Annotated in this window: 16 protein-coding genes; 5 read left to right on the top strand and 11 right to left on the bottom strand. The window is 54.6% G+C overall.

The annotated features are described in order from the left end of the window. Positions 1 to 86: 86 nt before the first annotated feature. Together FEE96_RS10110 and FEE96_RS10105 are read right to left on the bottom strand one after the other, a co-directional pair. On the bottom strand, positions 87 to 1,265 hold the full coding sequence (locus FEE96_RS10110; RefSeq protein ID WP_138162910.1) for an aminotransferase class I/II-fold pyridoxal phosphate-dependent enzyme: 1,179 nt from the start codon (positions 1,263 to 1,265) through the stop codon (positions 87 to 89). 109 nt (positions 1,266 to 1,374) lie between these two features. Further along, complete coding sequence (locus tag FEE96_RS10105) at positions 1,375 to 2,703, bottom strand: amidase (protein WP_138162909.1); 1,329 nt, start codon at positions 2,701 to 2,703, stop codon at positions 1,375 to 1,377. 88 nt (positions 2,704 to 2,791) lie between these two features. On the opposite strand from FEE96_RS10105, the gene FEE96_RS10100 reads away from it, so the two are divergent. Then, positions 2,792 to 4,021 (top strand): FAD-dependent monooxygenase, encoded by a 1,230-nt coding sequence (locus FEE96_RS10100; RefSeq protein ID WP_138162908.1) that lies wholly within the window; start codon positions 2,792 to 2,794, stop codon positions 4,019 to 4,021. Between the two features lie 66 nt (positions 4,022 to 4,087). Here FEE96_RS10100 and FEE96_RS10095 read toward each other — a convergent pair whose 3' ends face one another. The 6 genes from FEE96_RS10095 to FEE96_RS10070 all read right to left on the bottom strand — a co-directional run bounded on the left by FEE96_RS10095 (position 4,088) and on the right by FEE96_RS10070 (position 8,131). Further along, a complete protein-coding gene (locus FEE96_RS10095) occupies positions 4,088 to 4,276 on the bottom strand; it encodes a Trm112 family protein (RefSeq protein ID WP_138162907.1) in 189 nt (62 codons plus the stop codon). Beyond that, a complete protein-coding gene (locus FEE96_RS10090; RefSeq protein WP_138162906.1) occupies positions 4,273 to 4,914 on the bottom strand; it encodes an LON peptidase substrate-binding domain-containing protein in 642 nt (213 codons plus the stop codon). Before FEE96_RS10090 ends, FEE96_RS10095 begins: the two co-directional genes overlap by 4 nt. Before the next feature lie 27 nt (positions 4,915 to 4,941). Continuing rightward, a complete protein-coding gene (locus FEE96_RS10085; RefSeq protein WP_138162905.1) occupies positions 4,942 to 5,856 on the bottom strand; it encodes a thioredoxin family protein in 915 nt (304 codons plus the stop codon). A 334-nt stretch (positions 5,857 to 6,190) separates the two neighbouring features. Next, complete coding sequence (locus FEE96_RS10080) at positions 6,191 to 6,979, bottom strand: exodeoxyribonuclease III (protein WP_138162904.1); 789 nt, start codon at positions 6,977 to 6,979, stop codon at positions 6,191 to 6,193. Between the two features lie 143 nt (positions 6,980 to 7,122). Continuing rightward, positions 7,123 to 7,359 (bottom strand): leucine-rich repeat domain-containing protein, encoded by a 237-nt coding sequence (locus FEE96_RS10075; RefSeq protein ID WP_171021667.1) that lies wholly within the window; start codon positions 7,357 to 7,359, stop codon positions 7,123 to 7,125. Between the two features lie 184 nt (positions 7,360 to 7,543). Next, complete coding sequence (locus tag FEE96_RS10070; protein WP_138162902.1) at positions 7,544 to 8,131, bottom strand: leucine-rich repeat domain-containing protein; 588 nt, start codon at positions 8,129 to 8,131, stop codon at positions 7,544 to 7,546. A gap of 303 nt (positions 8,132 to 8,434) precedes the next feature. On the opposite strand from FEE96_RS10070, the gene FEE96_RS10065 reads away from it, so the two are divergent. Next, positions 8,435 to 9,544 (top strand): TauD/TfdA family dioxygenase, encoded by a 1,110-nt coding sequence (locus tag FEE96_RS10065; protein ID WP_138162901.1) that lies wholly within the window; start codon positions 8,435 to 8,437, stop codon positions 9,542 to 9,544. 141 nt (positions 9,545 to 9,685) lie between these two features. Here the strand turns inward: FEE96_RS10065 and FEE96_RS10060 are convergent, their stop codons facing one another. Next, positions 9,686 to 10,372, bottom strand: a complete 687-nt coding sequence (locus FEE96_RS10060) for a response regulator transcription factor (RefSeq protein WP_138162900.1) — start codon at positions 10,370 to 10,372, stop codon at positions 9,686 to 9,688. Between the two features lie 172 nt (positions 10,373 to 10,544). Between FEE96_RS10060 and ribA the strand changes: the two genes are divergently transcribed. Beyond that, a complete protein-coding gene (gene ribA, locus FEE96_RS10055; protein WP_138162899.1) occupies positions 10,545 to 11,633 on the top strand; it encodes a GTP cyclohydrolase II in 1,089 nt (362 codons plus the stop codon). Further along, positions 11,630 to 12,133, top strand: coding sequence for a L,D-transpeptidase family protein (locus FEE96_RS10050; protein WP_171021666.1), 504 nt, complete (start codon positions 11,630 to 11,632; stop codon positions 12,131 to 12,133). The genes ribA and FEE96_RS10050 overlap by 4 nt, the downstream gene beginning before the upstream one ends. Positions 12,134 to 12,136: 3 nt before the next feature. Here FEE96_RS10050 and FEE96_RS10045 read toward each other — a convergent pair whose 3' ends face one another. Then, complete coding sequence (locus FEE96_RS10045; RefSeq protein ID WP_138162898.1) at positions 12,137 to 12,784, bottom strand: YggS family pyridoxal phosphate-dependent enzyme; 648 nt, start codon at positions 12,782 to 12,784, stop codon at positions 12,137 to 12,139. A 104-nt stretch (positions 12,785 to 12,888) separates the two neighbouring features. After that, on the bottom strand, positions 12,889 to 13,869 hold the full coding sequence (locus FEE96_RS10040) for a porin (protein WP_138162897.1): 981 nt from the start codon (positions 13,867 to 13,869) through the stop codon (positions 12,889 to 12,891). 281 nt (positions 13,870 to 14,150) lie between these two features. Here FEE96_RS10040 and FEE96_RS10035 point away from each other — a divergent pair, with 281 nt between their 5' ends. Beyond that, the gene (locus tag FEE96_RS10035) at positions 14,151 to 14,639 is read left to right on the top strand and encodes a DUF3576 domain-containing protein (RefSeq protein ID WP_138162896.1); all 489 of its coding nucleotides are present in this window, start codon (positions 14,151 to 14,153) and stop codon (positions 14,637 to 14,639) included. Positions 14,640 to 14,652 lie beyond the last annotated feature (13 nt).

Here is a 14,652-nt window from a genome sequence, read left to right as displayed (position 1 = left end):
CATTGCCTGCTGTTTTCGCAGGTCTTGTGCCCGGTCTTTTCTATTGGCGAAACGACAGTCCACTGCTCGGACCATCGAAGCGCAATTTAGTACAGACAGTTGCGCAGCTGTGTCAGCGCAACCTGCATTTGTTCCTTGGGCGCCACCAGTGCCACCCGAATAAACCCTTTGCCCGGATTCTGCTGGCCTTCGCCTTGGGCCAGATAAGCCCCGGGAAGAACCCGCACGCCAGTCTGCTGCCACAGCTTCAATGCTGCATCCTCGCCATCCGCAACAGGCAGCCAAAGGAAAAAGCCTGCTTCGGGCGACTGATAGCCCGGTAGCCCGGCAAAAACCTGATCCGCGATCTCGTACTTTTCTACATAGAGCGCTCGGTTTTGTACCACATGTGCCTCATCTGACCAAACGCGGGCCGCCGCAGCCTGCAAAGGTAGTGGCAATGGGGCACCAGAATAAGTTCGCAGTTGCCTGATCTGAGCCATATTTTCAGGGCCACTTGCGATCAGGCCCGAGCGCAACCCGGGCAGGTTCGACCGCTTCGACAGCGAATTGAACAATACCACACGGTCGGGATCTGCCCCCAGTTCCTGCGCTACAGTCAATGCGCCAACCGGAGCTGTGCCGCAGTAGATCTCTGAGTAGCACTCATCCGCGAAGATTTTGAAATCATAGCGCTCGGCCAGTTGGATCAACTGTGTCCAATAGGCGCGATCAGCCACTGCACCCTGCGGGTTGGCGGGCGAGCAGATATAGGCCACCGCAGTCCGATTTAGAACGGATTCTGGCAGGTTGGCATAGTCAGGCAAATGACCGGTTGCTTCGGTTGCAGCAACAAAAACCGGGTCTGCGGCCACCGAAAGTGTCGCCACCATGTAGACCTGATAAAACGGATTTGGGATCAAAACCGCCGGCTTTTGACCGTTCTTCTGTTCAGGACAGAGCGCCATTGCCGCATTGTACAGCCCCTCGCGGGTGCCATTTAGCGCCATGATCTGGCTGTCTTTGTCCATTGCAACACCGTAACGACGTTGAATCCAGGCGCTGATTTCTCCGCGCAGCTGGTCCGTGCCCTCATTCGGTGGATACTTATTAAAACCCGCGGCATTTTCGACAATCACATCAGTAACCCACTGAGGAAACTCATGTTTTGGTTCACCAATGGTCATGTGCACCACGTCCCCGCCGGGGGTATGGTGATCCAAAAGCGCCCGCAATCGCGGAAACGCGTAAGCCGGAAGGTTCGAAAACCGCTCGGGAAAATTCATTTTCTATGCCTCAAGTCCGGGATCATTTTCGCCCCGTTTATCCACAAGATACAGGTGTGGCGGCTCTCCGTCCAGCCGCCCATTCACAGGCCTTTGATATATGTGGCTTTCAGGCCAAAACCTGCTCGATCGCTGCACCAACCCTCAGCAGTGCCTCTTCACAATCTGGCTGCCCCAAGACCTGCAATCCGCAGCTCGGCGTACCGGCTGGCAGTGACAGACCACACAGCCCCATCAGATTGCCAATCCGAGTGTTGCGCAGCGCCATCAGATTGGCGCGGACATAATAGTCTTCGTCGGTCAGGAGCCGGTGCATATTTGGGGGTAAAATGGGTGAGGTCGGACACAGAACTGCATCAAAACCCGACGTAGCCTGATCCCAGACCATACGGATCTGTTCCAATTTGGCCCATGCAGCCACATAGTCAGCACCCGAGAACGCATCACCTGAACGGAACCGCTCCAGAATGGCAGGGAACATCAGGTCGGGTGACGCCTCGATCACGTCCTTCCACAGCCCGTAAGCCTCGGTGGTAAACAACACACCGCTAAGGGCCATCGCATCCTCTAGGGCGGGCACCTCCAGCGGAATCACTTCTGCACCAGCGAGGCGCAGGCGTTCCAATGCCGAAGCATGTGCATCGCGCACCGGATCATCCAGATCCTGATGCGCTACGGTCTGAAGATCCGCTAACCGCCGTCCTTTTAGGTTCACACCGCGCAAGTCCGGGCCAGACGTCCCTTCAATCACCCCCAGGAATAAACCAGCATCTTCGACTGTGCGGGCCAGTGGACCGACAGTGTCAAATTTCAAACACAGTGGCACCACCCCTTCCAAACTCACCCGCCCCGATGTGGTTTTTAACCCAACCAAATCATTCCAGGCAGAGGGGATGCGTACCGAACCGCCGGTATCAGAGCCAATCCCACAGGCCGCCAGTCCAAAAGCAACCGAGGCAGCCGCCCCAGAAGACGAGCCCCCAGGTACGGCCTCGGCGTCGTTGATACAGGGAGGCGTTTCTTTGACCGGGTTCAATCCCAGCCCGGAAAACGCCAGCTCGCTCATATGAGTTTTCCCCAAACATACGGTTCCCATCGCTGTGGCATTGCGCAGGACCAGTGCATCTTGATCCGGGACCCGGTTCAGCAAAAGGTCAGATCCCGACTCGGTCCCCACCCCCGCGCTGTCAAACAAGTCCTTCCAGCTGATCGGCACCCCATCCAGAAGAGAGCGGCGTTGGCCTGCATTGGCCCGCTCAGCAGCGGCTTTGGCTTCGGCCAGCGCGCGGTCATGGGTCACACGGGCATAAATACGGTCACGCTGTGGGTGGGCATCGATAGCGTCCAGATAGGTGCGAGTCAGTTCTAGCGGATTAATCTCCCCCGACCCAATGCCACGGCCCAGATCCGCAGCGCTCATATTTAACCAATCCTGCATTCTCACCATGCTCCTCCATGTGTTAAAAGCGACGGTAGCGACACCGCAGCCCATGGACAATCCCGAACGCAAGCGCATAGTGCGGCGCATGAAAAACACATCTGATATCTTGATCGTAGGCGGAGGGCTGAATGGCCCTGCACTGGCCTTAGCGCTGGCTCAGACCGGCTTTACCGTCACTGTGATCGATGCATTGCCACAAACGGCGCTACAGGACGAAGACTTTGATGGCCGCGGCTACGCGCTGGCCTTGGCGTCTCAGAGATTGTTGCAACAGGTTGGTGTGTGGCAACATGTTGGTGAAGACAACGCCCAACCCATGTTGGAAATCAAGGTCACCGACGGTCACGCCGGCCAGGGACCATCGCCCTTCTTTATGCATTTTGATCACGCCGAGATTGAAGAAGGCCCGATGGGCTATATGGTCGAAGACCGGTATCTGCGCCGCGCCCTGATCACCGCCTTGGAAAACGAACCCAATATTACAATGATCAACCAGCGCACCGTGGTGGCACAGGACGTGGATGTCAGCGGTGTAACGCTGACATTGGACGGCGGCGACACGTTGCGCGGGCAGCTCCTGGTTGGGTCGGACGGACGCAAAAGCGGCACCGCCCAGCGGGCAGGTATCAAACGCAGTGGCTGGGACTATGGCCAAACGGCCCTGGTCTGTGCCATCGAACACGAAAAGCCACATCACGGAATTGCCCATCAATTCTTTATGCCGCCAGGACCTTTGGCGATCTTACCTCTGCCCGGCAATCGCTCCTCTATCGTTTGGAGCGAGAGCACCGCGACCGCGCAAGCCATTCATGCCCTGGACAACGACGGTTATATCGAGGCCCTTCGTCCACGCTTTGGTGACTTCCTTGGTGACATTAAACTGGCTGGAAAACGGTTCACCTATCCGCTGAATCTGACAATCGCCAACGCCTTTATTGATGAGCGCATGGCACTGGTGGGTGACGCTGCACACGGTATGCATCCAATTGCAGGTCAGGGTCTGAACGCAGGTCTGCGCGACGTTGGCGCACTGGCGCAGGTCTTGACCGAGGCCAGCCGTCGGGGCGAAGATTTTGCATCACTTCTGGTGCTGCAACGGTATCAGCAATGGCGCCGGTTTGACGTCGCAACGTTGGCTGCTGCGACCGATGTGTTCAACCGATTGTTCTCAAACAACAACCCGGTCCTGCGGCTTGGGCGCGATATTGGTATGGGTGTTGTTGGCTCGCTGCCAGGTTTGCGCCGCAGCTTTGTGCGCGAGGCAGCAGGCCTGACCGGAGATCTGCCAAACCTACTGGTGGGGAAAGCAATCTAGGCGCGTCTAGGACAGTTCACTCAGAACAACGCGTGTGTGGCGCGACCTTTCAGCCGCGACATTCCATCAATCCAGTACGCGCGCCTCATCTACCAGCATTACAGGAATGCCGTTGCGGATCGGAAACGCCAAACCTGCGGCCTTGGATATCAGCTCCTGAGAATCGGCGTGATATTCCAGCACGGCCTGCGTCTGCGGACAAACCAGTGCCTCAAGCATATGGCGGTCAAAAGCTGGCGTTTTGGTCTCGTTCATTGAAGTACTTCCTCGTTGGAACCGCCAAGCAGGGCAAATTCTATCAGGGTTGTCAAAGTTTCACGTCTTGTCGCAAGGCCGGGCGCCTCGAGCAAGGCTTGTTTATCCTCCGGATCAAAGTCCAGCATCATCGATAGCGAATTGATCAATAGCTCATCATCCGCATCTTTCAGGGCTTCCCAGTCCGTCGACAGATTACGTGACAAAAAAAACCGTTCGAGCAAGTCCAGAAATTCCAACCGGTCAAATTTTGCATCCGCCTCAACTCTACCCAAATCACGGCTAAAGCCGTCCCAGTCGATTTGGCAACGTCGGTATGGCGTAAAGCCATCGGTTTCATGTTCAATCCGGAATCGTGAAACCCCGGACAGGGTGATCAAATAGCGGCCGTCTTCAGTCTCTGAAAACTGTGTCACCCGGCCAGCGCAACCGATCTCATGCAGGGCATCTTCCTGGAGTTGCCTTGAACAAGGCTGCACCATGCCAATCAATCGCTGTGGCGTTTTCAGGGTATCCTCAAGCATCTGCAAATACCGCGGCTCGAATATATGCAGCGGCAGGCGTGACCGGGGCAGCAACAGCGCCCCGGGAAGAGGAAACACGGGAACCGTGTCCGGTAGGTCAGCGGCTTGGATCATTGAGTTGAGACTAGCCCTGCCCCGTAATTAAGCAAATATCATTGAGCTCAATTTACGGCGACCGTTAAGAACAACCGTATCTTCTGGCTTTAACGCATCAAATATCGTGAACAGCTGAGACTTGGCTGCTCCATCATTCCATTCACGGTCACGACGGAACAATTCCAGCAACTCAGCCACTGCGGCCTCGGCATCATCTGTTGCATGCAGGGCCTGCGCCAGATCAAAACGCGCCTGATGATTATTGGGATCAGCATCCACCTGGGCCCGCAAATCAGCCACGGGACCGGCATTTGCGGCCTGACGAGCGAGCTCTATTTGGGCACGCGCCGCTTCGATTTCAGGCGCTTCAGCGATATCAGCTGGGGCACCGTTCAGCACCGCCTCGGCCTGATCGGCATCGTCCTGGGCCAGATGTGAGCGTGCCAAGCCAGCATAGGCAGCGGCGTTTTTGTCATCTTCACCAATCACTGCTGCAAAAATCTGCGCCGCATCTTCAGCTTCGCCTTCGGCCAACATGGTTTCTGCTGCTTCCAGCGCTTCGCCTAGTCCACCGTCAGCAGATCCACCTCCGGCCTCGACCACTTTGGCAACAAAAGTATCAATCTCGGAAGGGGGCAATGCGCCCTGAAACCCGTCAATCGGCTGACCTTTGTAAAAGGCAAACACTGCTGGGATCGACTGGACCCGCATCTGCTGGGCAATCATTTGGTTTTCGTCAACGTTGACCTTCGCCATGGTCACCGCGCCTTTGGCACGGGTCACTGCGGCCTCTAGCGCCGGGCCCAATGTCTTGCAGGGGCCACACCAAGGAGCCCAGAAATCAACGATCACCGGCGCATTTTGCGACGCCTCGACCACATCCTGCATAAAGGTCGCCTCAGAGACGTCCTTGATCAAATCTGCTGCCGACGCTTCGGCCCCACCAATAATATCCATCATAACCTTGTTCTCCACATCGGACTTGCCCCCTATATGAAAGCTGACGACCAAGAAACCAAGAGAGGAGTTGGCGGATTAGCGTGTAGTCGAATGGATATTGTTTCGTTTTCCTAGAGAATAGCGACAATAGGCGAACAACGTGGGCCAAACATGGCAACCCACTGAGTGTCTATTGCCGTGGCCAGCATGATATGTCGGCTCCATTGACTTGCCGACGCTGGACTATGGGATGATGCTTTAGGCTTGCCCCCATGATTGAGGGCAAGCTGTGGTATGTTGATCGGATGGGTTGCCTGTATCAGGCCACAAAAGGCGTCAATTCAGCCTGACTGCGCTAGAGGTCAAAGGTCGCAAAAACTGGGGCATGGTCGCTGGGCTTTTCCCAACCTCTTGCCTCACGCAGGACGCGGCTGGAATGTGCCGATGCCGAGATGTCAGACGTGGCCCAGACATGATCCAGGCGCCGCCCCTTGTCCGCCGCATCCCAATCTTTGGCACGGTAGGACCACCAACTGTACAACAGGCCCTCAGGGATATCCTGACGCGTGACATCAACCCAGTTTCCGGCTTCCTGAACTTCCGCCAGATGTTCGATTTCAATTGGTGTATGACTGACGATTTTCAGCATTTTCTTGTGGTCCCAAACATCATCTTCACGCGGAGCGATGTTCAGATCCCCTACAAGAATGGCTTTTTCCGGGGTCTCATTGGCAAACCAGTCCCGCATGTCGGTCAGGTAATCAAGCTTCTGGCCAAATTTCTCGTTGATCTCGCGGTTCGGTTTGTCGCCACCCGCTGGGACATAGAAATTATGGATGGTTACGCCGTTCTCCAGACGTCCGGCGACGTGACGCGCATGGTCCAAGCCAGCAAACTGCTGGCTTCCGGTGTCTTCGATTGGCAGTCGCGACAAGATTGCAACGCCATTGTACCCCTTTTGACCGCGCGCAACCATTTGGGTGTAGCCCAGCTCGGCAAAACCTTCGGTCGGAATTTTGTCGACCGGGCTTTTACATTCCTGCAGACACAGCACATCCGGGCCCTGTTCGGCCAAGAATTTCAGCACCAATGGCTCACGCAAGCGGACCGAGTTGATATTCCAAGTGGCAAGGGTAAAGGACATATACGTCTTTCCTGTTCTAAATTCTTAAGCAGCCGGGCTGCGTGATGATGCTGACTTTGTTCCTATCCCAATTTGCACAAAACAGGAACACCCAACATTGATTATCAGGTGATTGGCACCGAGGCTAACCAGCCCAACTGCAACTAGTCATCTATGACTCGCCCGCCTTGCTCACGCAATTTGGCCACTGGACCGGGTTGTAAGGGCTTGATGCCGTTGTTGGCACCTACAATTGCCAATGCGGGTAGCCCTACAAGCGGTGTGAGATCTGAAACCGCTGTTCCCTGCATATTCAAACGCTTCAAATTCACCAGAGAACTTAACCACGGGATCTCAGACACTCGGGTATTGGAGATATCCAACCGGGTAAGAGCGGTCAAATTCGCAATCGGCTTCAACCAGACAACGTTGGTATTTTGCAGTCCCAGGTACTCAAGCGAGGTGTTTTTTTGAAGGGAATGATCGAATCGATCGCCGTGTTGCCCAGAGTAAGGATTTGCAGCTCTGCCATATCGGCCAGCGGTGACAAGTCAGATACCATGGTTTCATCAAAGCTGATTTTAATTAGCCCTTCATTTCCGAAAGCGGTGATATATCAGAGACTTGAGTATTGTTGAGCCCAAGCTTGCTTAGGCCCGTCAGCCCGGCAGGTGGCGACAGGTCCGAAACCGGATTAAACCGCAGGTTCAGCTCTTGTAGTTGCGTCATTTCTGACAAAAAGGACAAGTCTTTGACCGAGGTATTGGCCAAGGACAGAACGCGCAGCCCCGTCAGGCTTGCAATCAGATCTTTGTCCAGAACGGCAACAGAACCCAGGCCCAGCACCTTCAGGTTTGGCAGCTGAGCCAGAACAGAAATATCGTTGAGCGCAGGCCCTTCACGATCACAAGAAATTCTACCGGGTGTACAATATTGCGACCCCAAAACAATTTCCCGCAGGTGTTTTGAGTTAGCCAGCGACGGTGGCAAATACTGCAGGTCTTTTACGTCCCACAGTTCCAGTTTTGGGTAACCCGAAGCGGCATTCTCTGCAATTTTCTGCTCTGCCATCTGGTATGCAGCCATCTCAGCTTGGGATTGGGCCGTCGCTGTCGAAACCAGCCCGAAGCTCAACAAACCGGACCAAATCACCTGACAGAATTTCTGTAGCATCGCGCTTCCTTTTGTTGCCAAGCGCACCCTGCCCACTCAGACAGCGCGATACCAGCCTCAATTTACCCCTTAACGTATTTTGCGACTCTCGTGAAATTTCCTTGCGATTTTTCAATTTCCTGTTCAAGTGGATTTGTCTCTGAATGAGTTGAATCGGAATTCACACGTGCCTGCTGTGTTGGGGCGCCGCCCCGGACACCCTTATAAAAAGGCCTTTGATTGGTGGCCGCCGCCACAGCCTGCACAGCAGGGCTGAGGCCCTAATCCTGATTCCCTAAACACATTCCCTTTGGAGATATCCAAATGAACAACGCATCTTTGCGTCACGATACCGCTATGGTCCACGTTGACTGGCAGGACGGCACCAGCTCCGATTTCCCGTATATCTGGTTGCGGGACAATGACCCGGCAGCATTCCACCCACAAACCAAAGAGCGCACTGGTGATTTGACCTCCCTTTCGCTTGATGTCCTCGCCACCAAAATTGAAACTGACGGAAAAATTCTGACGATCTGGTGGTCTGGCGATGACACAATCAGCACTTTTGATTGTGACTGGTTGCGTAGCCGTAGTCCGGGCCAGCGTGCGGTAGACCCCGCGCATACAGGCTTTACTTATTGGCGGCAGGAACTTGGCGCTGCTGGAGTTCCACGCGTTGTCTCCGATGATGTTCTCAATTCTGACCTAGCCCTAAAAAACTGGTTGGTCAGCACCCAGACGTTTGGGTTTTCAATTGTCGAAGGCCTAGCCAACAATACCCAAGCAGGCATGGACGTCGCGCGGCGCATCGGATTCTTACGGGAAACCAACTTTGGTCGCACATTTGAGGTGCAATCCAAGCCCAATCCCAACAATCTTGCCTACACATCTGTTGCACTGCCGCTGCACACTGATCTAACCAACCAGGAGCTGCCGCCAGGTTTTCAGTTTTTGCACTGCATGGCCAATGAGGCCGAGGGCGGTGGTTCGCTGTTTTGTGACGGGTACGCCATCGCTGAAGACCTGCGTCTGTCCGACCCCGAGGCTTTTGACTTACTTTCAACCATTTCGATCCCGTTTCGGTTTCACGATGAAAATACTGACATTCGAAGCCGTAAAAAAGTTATCAATCTGGATGAAGGCGGTCAGGTAATCGAAATCTGCTTTAATGCACATATCGCAGATGTGTTAGACTTAGATCCCACATTGATGGTTCGGTTTTATCGCGCCTATCGTCAATTCATGATCATGACGCGGGACCCCGCCTATCTTGTCACACTCAAACTGAAAGCAGGTGAAATGGTGGTATTTGACAACCGTCGCATGCTGCACGGTCGTGAAGCCTTTGACCCTCAAACCGGATTTCGCCACCTACACGGCTGCTATGTAGATCGAGGCGAATTTGAAAGTCGCCTGCGCGTTCTACAGCGCTGAGGCGAAAACAAAAAAAGGCCGGGCGCGAAGCCCGGCCAAGTCCAACAGGGAGGTGCATATCATAACCCGGATATGCGCGGGGTCTGTTGGTTAATAAGTATGTCTACATTTGCCTTTTTAAACACCCGGGCCCAATTTTTGTCAGGCAACCAGCCGATATCCGCCTGATTCTGTCACCAACAACCGCGCATTTGACGGGTCCGGCTCAATTTTCTGGCGCAACCGGTAAATATGGGTTTCCAGCGTATGGGTGGTAACGCCGGCGTTATAGCCCCAGACTTCGTGCAACAGCACCTCGCGGGCGACCACGCCTTCGTTCGAGCGATACAGGAATTTGAGGATATTAGTCTCTTTTTCAGTCAACCGGATTTTACGGTCATCGTCAGTCATCAACAACTTCATCGAAGGCTTGAACGTATAGGGGCCCAAGGTGAAAACAGCGTCTTCCGACTGCTCGTGTTGGCGCAACTGCGCCCGGATACGGGCCAGTAGAACCGGGAATTTGAAGGGTTTCGACACATAATCATTGGCACCGGCATCCAGACCCAGAATGGTGTCAGCATCGCTATCATGACCAGTCAGCATCAAGATTGGAGCTTTGACGCCCTGCTTACGCATAAGGCGACACAGTTCGCGGCCATCGGTATCCGGCAAGCCAACGTCTAGAATGATCAGATCATAGAGGGCCTCCTTGGCGCGCTCCATCGCACTCTGCCCATTGTCCGCCTCGAACACGTCGAAATCTTCTGTCATCACCAGCTGTTCGCTCAGCGCCTCGCGCAGATCTTCATCATCATCAACCAGCAATATCTTTTTGAGTTGTGCCATGGGGAACCCTCCTGTCCTGTTGACCACACATGATCACAGCCTGCCCAAACGACAAGATTTGCTGCAACCCTCTCACGCGCACGTGTCCCCTGCGCGGGAATTGTTTCACTTTCCTTGTCATTGAGCATAGGTAAAGCATGTTTATATTTCACGACAGACCGAGACACCGCTGATGAGTTTAATGCCCACTTTGATCGAGTTGCTTGCCCGGGCTCGGGTAGATCTTCGCATGGGGTTGCCAGTGGTGTTGTCAGGTGACGGCATAGCCGCGCTAGCCATCGCAGCGGAAAGCCTAACGGCTGAGCGGCTGACAGATCTGCGCGCTATGGGAACAGTTTCTCTGGCGCTGACTGCGCGCCGTGCCGAAACACTGAAAGCCCAAGTCTACGATGGAGATATCACCCGGATCACACTGCCTGACAGTGCGGACCGTGCCTGGGTTCAAGCGCTTGCGGATCCGGCAGATGACCTGAGCACCCCGATGAAAGGCCCCTTCAATAGTCTGCGAACGGGTAACGCCGAGCTGCACCGGCTGGCAATTGCTTTGGTTAAATCCGCCCGGTTACTGCCCTCTGCACTGCTGGTGCCACTGGAAAACGCCAAGGACTTCGCCGGCCAGAATGGACTGACCCTGATCAACCATTCCGCGGCTGAACCGTTGCTCAGTGAAAGCTCACCACTCCATCCAGTTGCCGCCGCGCGCCTGCCAGTCCAAGCCGCTGGAGCCGGGAGGTTGCATGTTTTCCGTCCCGAAGATGGCGGAGAAGAGCATTACGCTATCGAAATTGGCCGACCAGACCGGAGCCAACCTGTGCTGGCACGATTGCATTCTGCCTGCTTTACCGGCGATGTACTTGGGTCGCTGAAATGTGATTGCGGCCCGCAACTTCAGGCTGCGCTCATGCAGATGGGAGCCGAGGGTTCTGGCGTTCTGTTGTACCTGAACCAGGAAGGCCGTGGTATTGGCCTTGCCAACAAGATGCGCGCTTATTCCTTGCAAGATCAGGGCTTTGACACAGTTGAGGCCAATCACCGGCTGGGTTTTGAAGATGATGAACGTGACTTTCGGCTTGGTTCGGCGATCCTGCGGAAACTGGGATTTGATCAGGTGCGGTTGCTGACCAACAATCCCAAAAAGATCGCCATGATGGAGCATACAGGCATCAAAGTGACCCAACGAGTGCCGCTGCAAGTCGGTGAGAACACATTTAATCGCGACTATCTGGCGACCAAAGCGGCAAAATCCGGGCACATGCTGTGACGCCTTTTGATCTGATTTTGACCCCACGTGGCGTACGATTTTCGGGACGCGTGTTGCCGTGTTCTATCGGCAAAGGTGGAATAACGTCTACCAAACGCGAAGGCGACGGTGCCACACCTGTTGGGCAACATCAGATCGTTGGAATGCTGTATCGACCTGATCGCATCCCCCGCCCCGCGCACTGGGCAAAACCAATTGGCCCAAACGATCTATGGTCTGATGATCAGGGTGACAGCGCCTACAACACGCAGGTTCGTGCCCCCTATGCCTTCAGCCACGAAACTCTGCGACGCAGTGATCCACTCTATGATCTGGTATTGATCATGGATTGGAATTGGCCAAATGCACAACCCGGCCTTGGCTCGGCAATCTTCATCCACCAGTGGCGCCGCCCGGGGTATCCGACGGAAGGCTGCATCGCATTTAGCCGAACTGATTTGCACTGGTTAGCCGCACGGATCCAGCCCGGCACACGTGTGATAGTGCCGTCCCTCGCTTAACGCCTAGCCGCGGGTCCCAAAAATGGCAGATCCAACCCGAACATGAGTCGCCCCTTGAGCAATCGCTGTCTCAAAGTCGCTGCTCATCCCCATCGACAAGCCCTTCAGACCATTTCGCGCAGCAATTTTGGCAAGCAGGGCAAAATGCAGGGACGGCTCTTCCTCGGCTGGCGGAATACACATCAGACCTTTCACCGGAAGGTCCAGTGCACGGCATTCCGCAATAAAATCATCCGCTTGCCCGGGCATCACTCCTGCCTTCTGCTCTTCTTCACCAGTATTCACCTGAATGAACAAATCCGGACACTGACCCAGCTCCTGTGCCAACCGCGCCAGCGTTTTAGCAAGTTTTGGACGGTCGACGGAATGTATGGCGTGGCATAGCTCCATCGCCTGACGGGCCTTGTTGGTTTGAAGCGGGCCGATCAGATGCAAATCAACACCATCATATTGCTGCATGAAGTCAGGCCATTTCCCCGACGCCTCTTGCACTCGATTTTCGCCAAAACAACGTTGACCCTGTTCAAGCACTACCGCAACCCGCTCATTTGGCTGCACTTTAGAAACCGCAATCAGCGTCACCGCACCCGGTTCACGTCCAGCGGCAATTTCAGCTTTGGCGATGCGGGTTTTGATTTCTTCCAGTGACATTTCGGCCCTCATATCTGTTTGAGGCAGAGAAACACTGTTTCAAGGCAAAAGAAAAGGGCGGCCTCTGATGAGACCGCCCTAAGAACCGAGTGGTTCAGGTCAACTTAGAAGTTGAACTGAGCACCGAAGTCGGCACGTGTTGTCGAAACGCCAGAAGTCTTAGCGTTACCAACACCGCCGCGCAGGGATACGCCGCCGCCCAGGTCGTGCTTAACACCGATACCAACGTTCTGTGTGTCGCCTGTACCCGAACCGTCACCGTAGGCGAAGCCAATGGTTGTTGCCGAGGAGATGTCATAAGTAGCCGACAGACCGTAGAAAGTGTCGGAAACACTTGCGTCATATGCACCAGCAGCGTTGTTCACAGTTTCGTCACCGACGAACAGTGTACCGCCGAATGCGCCCCAAGTACCGCCCAGAGTGAAGACAGTCATGTCCTGCGAAACAGTTGTATCTGTTTCACCATAGGCCAGAGCAGCTGTGATGTTGCCAAATGTGTAAGCACCGTGGATGTCCCAACGGTCGCCATTGGTAGCTGTAGCCGAGCCACCAGTCGCTTGGTCGTAGGACGCAGCAACCGCAAAGTCACCAACTGCGTAACGAGCGTAAACGCCGTTATGTGTGCCGCCAGTTGAGGAATAACCAGTGAAGCCATAGTCAGCACCGGAGTACTGAGTCTGCATGCCTTCCAGACCAGTTTCGTAGCCGTAGTAGCCTGGCAGGTTGTCGATCGCGCCAGCAACGTTACCTACGTCAACGCGCAGACCTTCGTACTCAACCGAGAAACGAGCAGCGTTCAGACCAGCTGCGCCGGCGTTACCATTGGCAGCAGTTTCGTCAGCCTGGATACGAACACGAGCCGAGAAGCGTACGCCGCCGTCAGTGGTTGCATCGCCATCGATGCTGACGCGGAAACGGCTTACGATAACTGTGTCGGAAACACCGTTAGTAGTTGCAGTTGCAGCAGCGCCACGGTTTTCAAGATAGCCAATACCAAAACGGCCGTAACCGCTGAAGTTGATGTCTGCAGCAGCCATGCCTGCGGTTGCGATCAGCGCAGTTGATGCGAAGAGAATCTTTTTCATAATCTTTTTCCCTCGGGTTTAGATTTCTATTCAAACAAGAACCAAACGGAACAAGTCTGAGTACGGTCCTCGTTTCGCTCTTTTTGGGGTCTCGGTGCAAGGGTCTGCTAATCTGCCATTCTAATCACGCTAGAGTTGGTGCAAGGATGTCACAGTATGTTAACGCTTCGACGGGTTTGCGCCCTATACATATGTGAGGCTCTTGAAAGAATAGGCTTGTTGCAGCGCCACGCCTTGGCTAGGACTACTGCGCAACCAATCTAGAAACGGAACTGCCTAATATGCGCTGGCTCAAGGTTATTGGACTATTCTCACTACTGACTGCGATCAGCAGCTGTGGCATGTTCAACGGTAAAGGCAAGGATGATGCCTCGACCTATAGTGACAATGTCGTTGGCGGCAATCCACAAGATCCGGAATATCACGAAGGTTCCACCCTTTGGGACATCCTTGGGCCAAACGACTCTGAACAAACCGTACAGGTGAATCGCTATCTCTGGAACGCGTCGCTAGACGTACTGGACTTCTTGCCGGTGCAGTCAGTCGATCCCTTTACCGGGGTGATCATCACAGGGTTTGGCACTCCTCCGGGTGGCGGCCGATCCTACCGTGCAACGGTCCATATTAAAGATCCTGCACTGGATGCGCGGTCCTTAAATGTTTCACTGCACAGCAAGGGCGGCCCCGTTAGCGCCAGCACAACCCGTGCGGTGGAGGATGCCATATTGTCGCGGGCGCGTCAGCTGCGGATTGCAGACAAGAAGTTCTGATCCGCTGCGCTCT

Source organism: Parasedimentitalea maritima (assembly GCF_005771405.1).
GTDB lineage: Bacteria > Pseudomonadota > Alphaproteobacteria > Rhodobacterales > Rhodobacteraceae > Parasedimentitalea > Parasedimentitalea maritima.
Note: the sequence above shows the minus strand (reverse complement) of the source record. Positions and strands in the feature narration are given on the sequence as shown.

Bases quoted from the DNA above. Each gene is read 5' to 3' on its own strand.
- FEE96_RS10110 (WP_138162910.1), bottom strand. From the start codon at position 1,265: ATGAATTTTCCCGAGCGGTTTTCGAACCTTCCGGCTTACGCGTTTCCG.
- FEE96_RS10105 (WP_138162909.1), bottom strand. From the start codon at position 2,703: ATGCAGGATTGGTTAAATATGAGCGCTGCGGATCTGGGCCGTGGCATT.
- FEE96_RS10100 (WP_138162908.1), top strand. From the start codon at position 2,792: ATGAAAAACACATCTGATATCTTGATCGTAGGCGGAGGGCTGAATGGC.
- FEE96_RS10095 (WP_138162907.1), bottom strand. From the start codon at position 4,276: ATGAACGAGACCAAAACGCCAGCTTTTGACCGCCATATGCTTGAGGCA.
- FEE96_RS10090 (WP_138162906.1), bottom strand. From the start codon at position 4,914: ATGATCCAAGCCGCTGACCTACCGGACACGGTTCCCGTGTTTCCTCTT.
- FEE96_RS10085 (WP_138162905.1), bottom strand. From the start codon at position 5,856: ATGATGGATATTATTGGTGGGGCCGAAGCGTCGGCAGCAGATTTGATC.
- FEE96_RS10080 (WP_138162904.1), bottom strand. From the start codon at position 6,979: ATGTCCTTTACCCTTGCCACTTGGAATATCAACTCGGTCCGCTTGCGT.
- FEE96_RS10070 (WP_138162902.1), bottom strand. From the start codon at position 8,131: ATGCTACAGAAATTCTGTCAGGTGATTTGGTCCGGTTTGTTGAGCTTC.
- FEE96_RS10065 (WP_138162901.1), top strand. From the start codon at position 8,435: ATGAACAACGCATCTTTGCGTCACGATACCGCTATGGTCCACGTTGAC.
- FEE96_RS10060 (WP_138162900.1), bottom strand. From the start codon at position 10,372: ATGGCACAACTCAAAAAGATATTGCTGGTTGATGATGATGAAGATCTG.
- ribA (WP_138162899.1), top strand. From the start codon at position 10,545: ATGAGTTTAATGCCCACTTTGATCGAGTTGCTTGCCCGGGCTCGGGTA.
- FEE96_RS10045 (WP_138162898.1), bottom strand. From the start codon at position 12,784: ATGTCACTGGAAGAAATCAAAACCCGCATCGCCAAAGCTGAAATTGCC.
- FEE96_RS10040 (WP_138162897.1), bottom strand. From the start codon at position 13,869: ATGAAAAAGATTCTCTTCGCATCAACTGCGCTGATCGCAACCGCAGGC.
- FEE96_RS10035 (WP_138162896.1), top strand. From the start codon at position 14,151: ATGCGCTGGCTCAAGGTTATTGGACTATTCTCACTACTGACTGCGATC.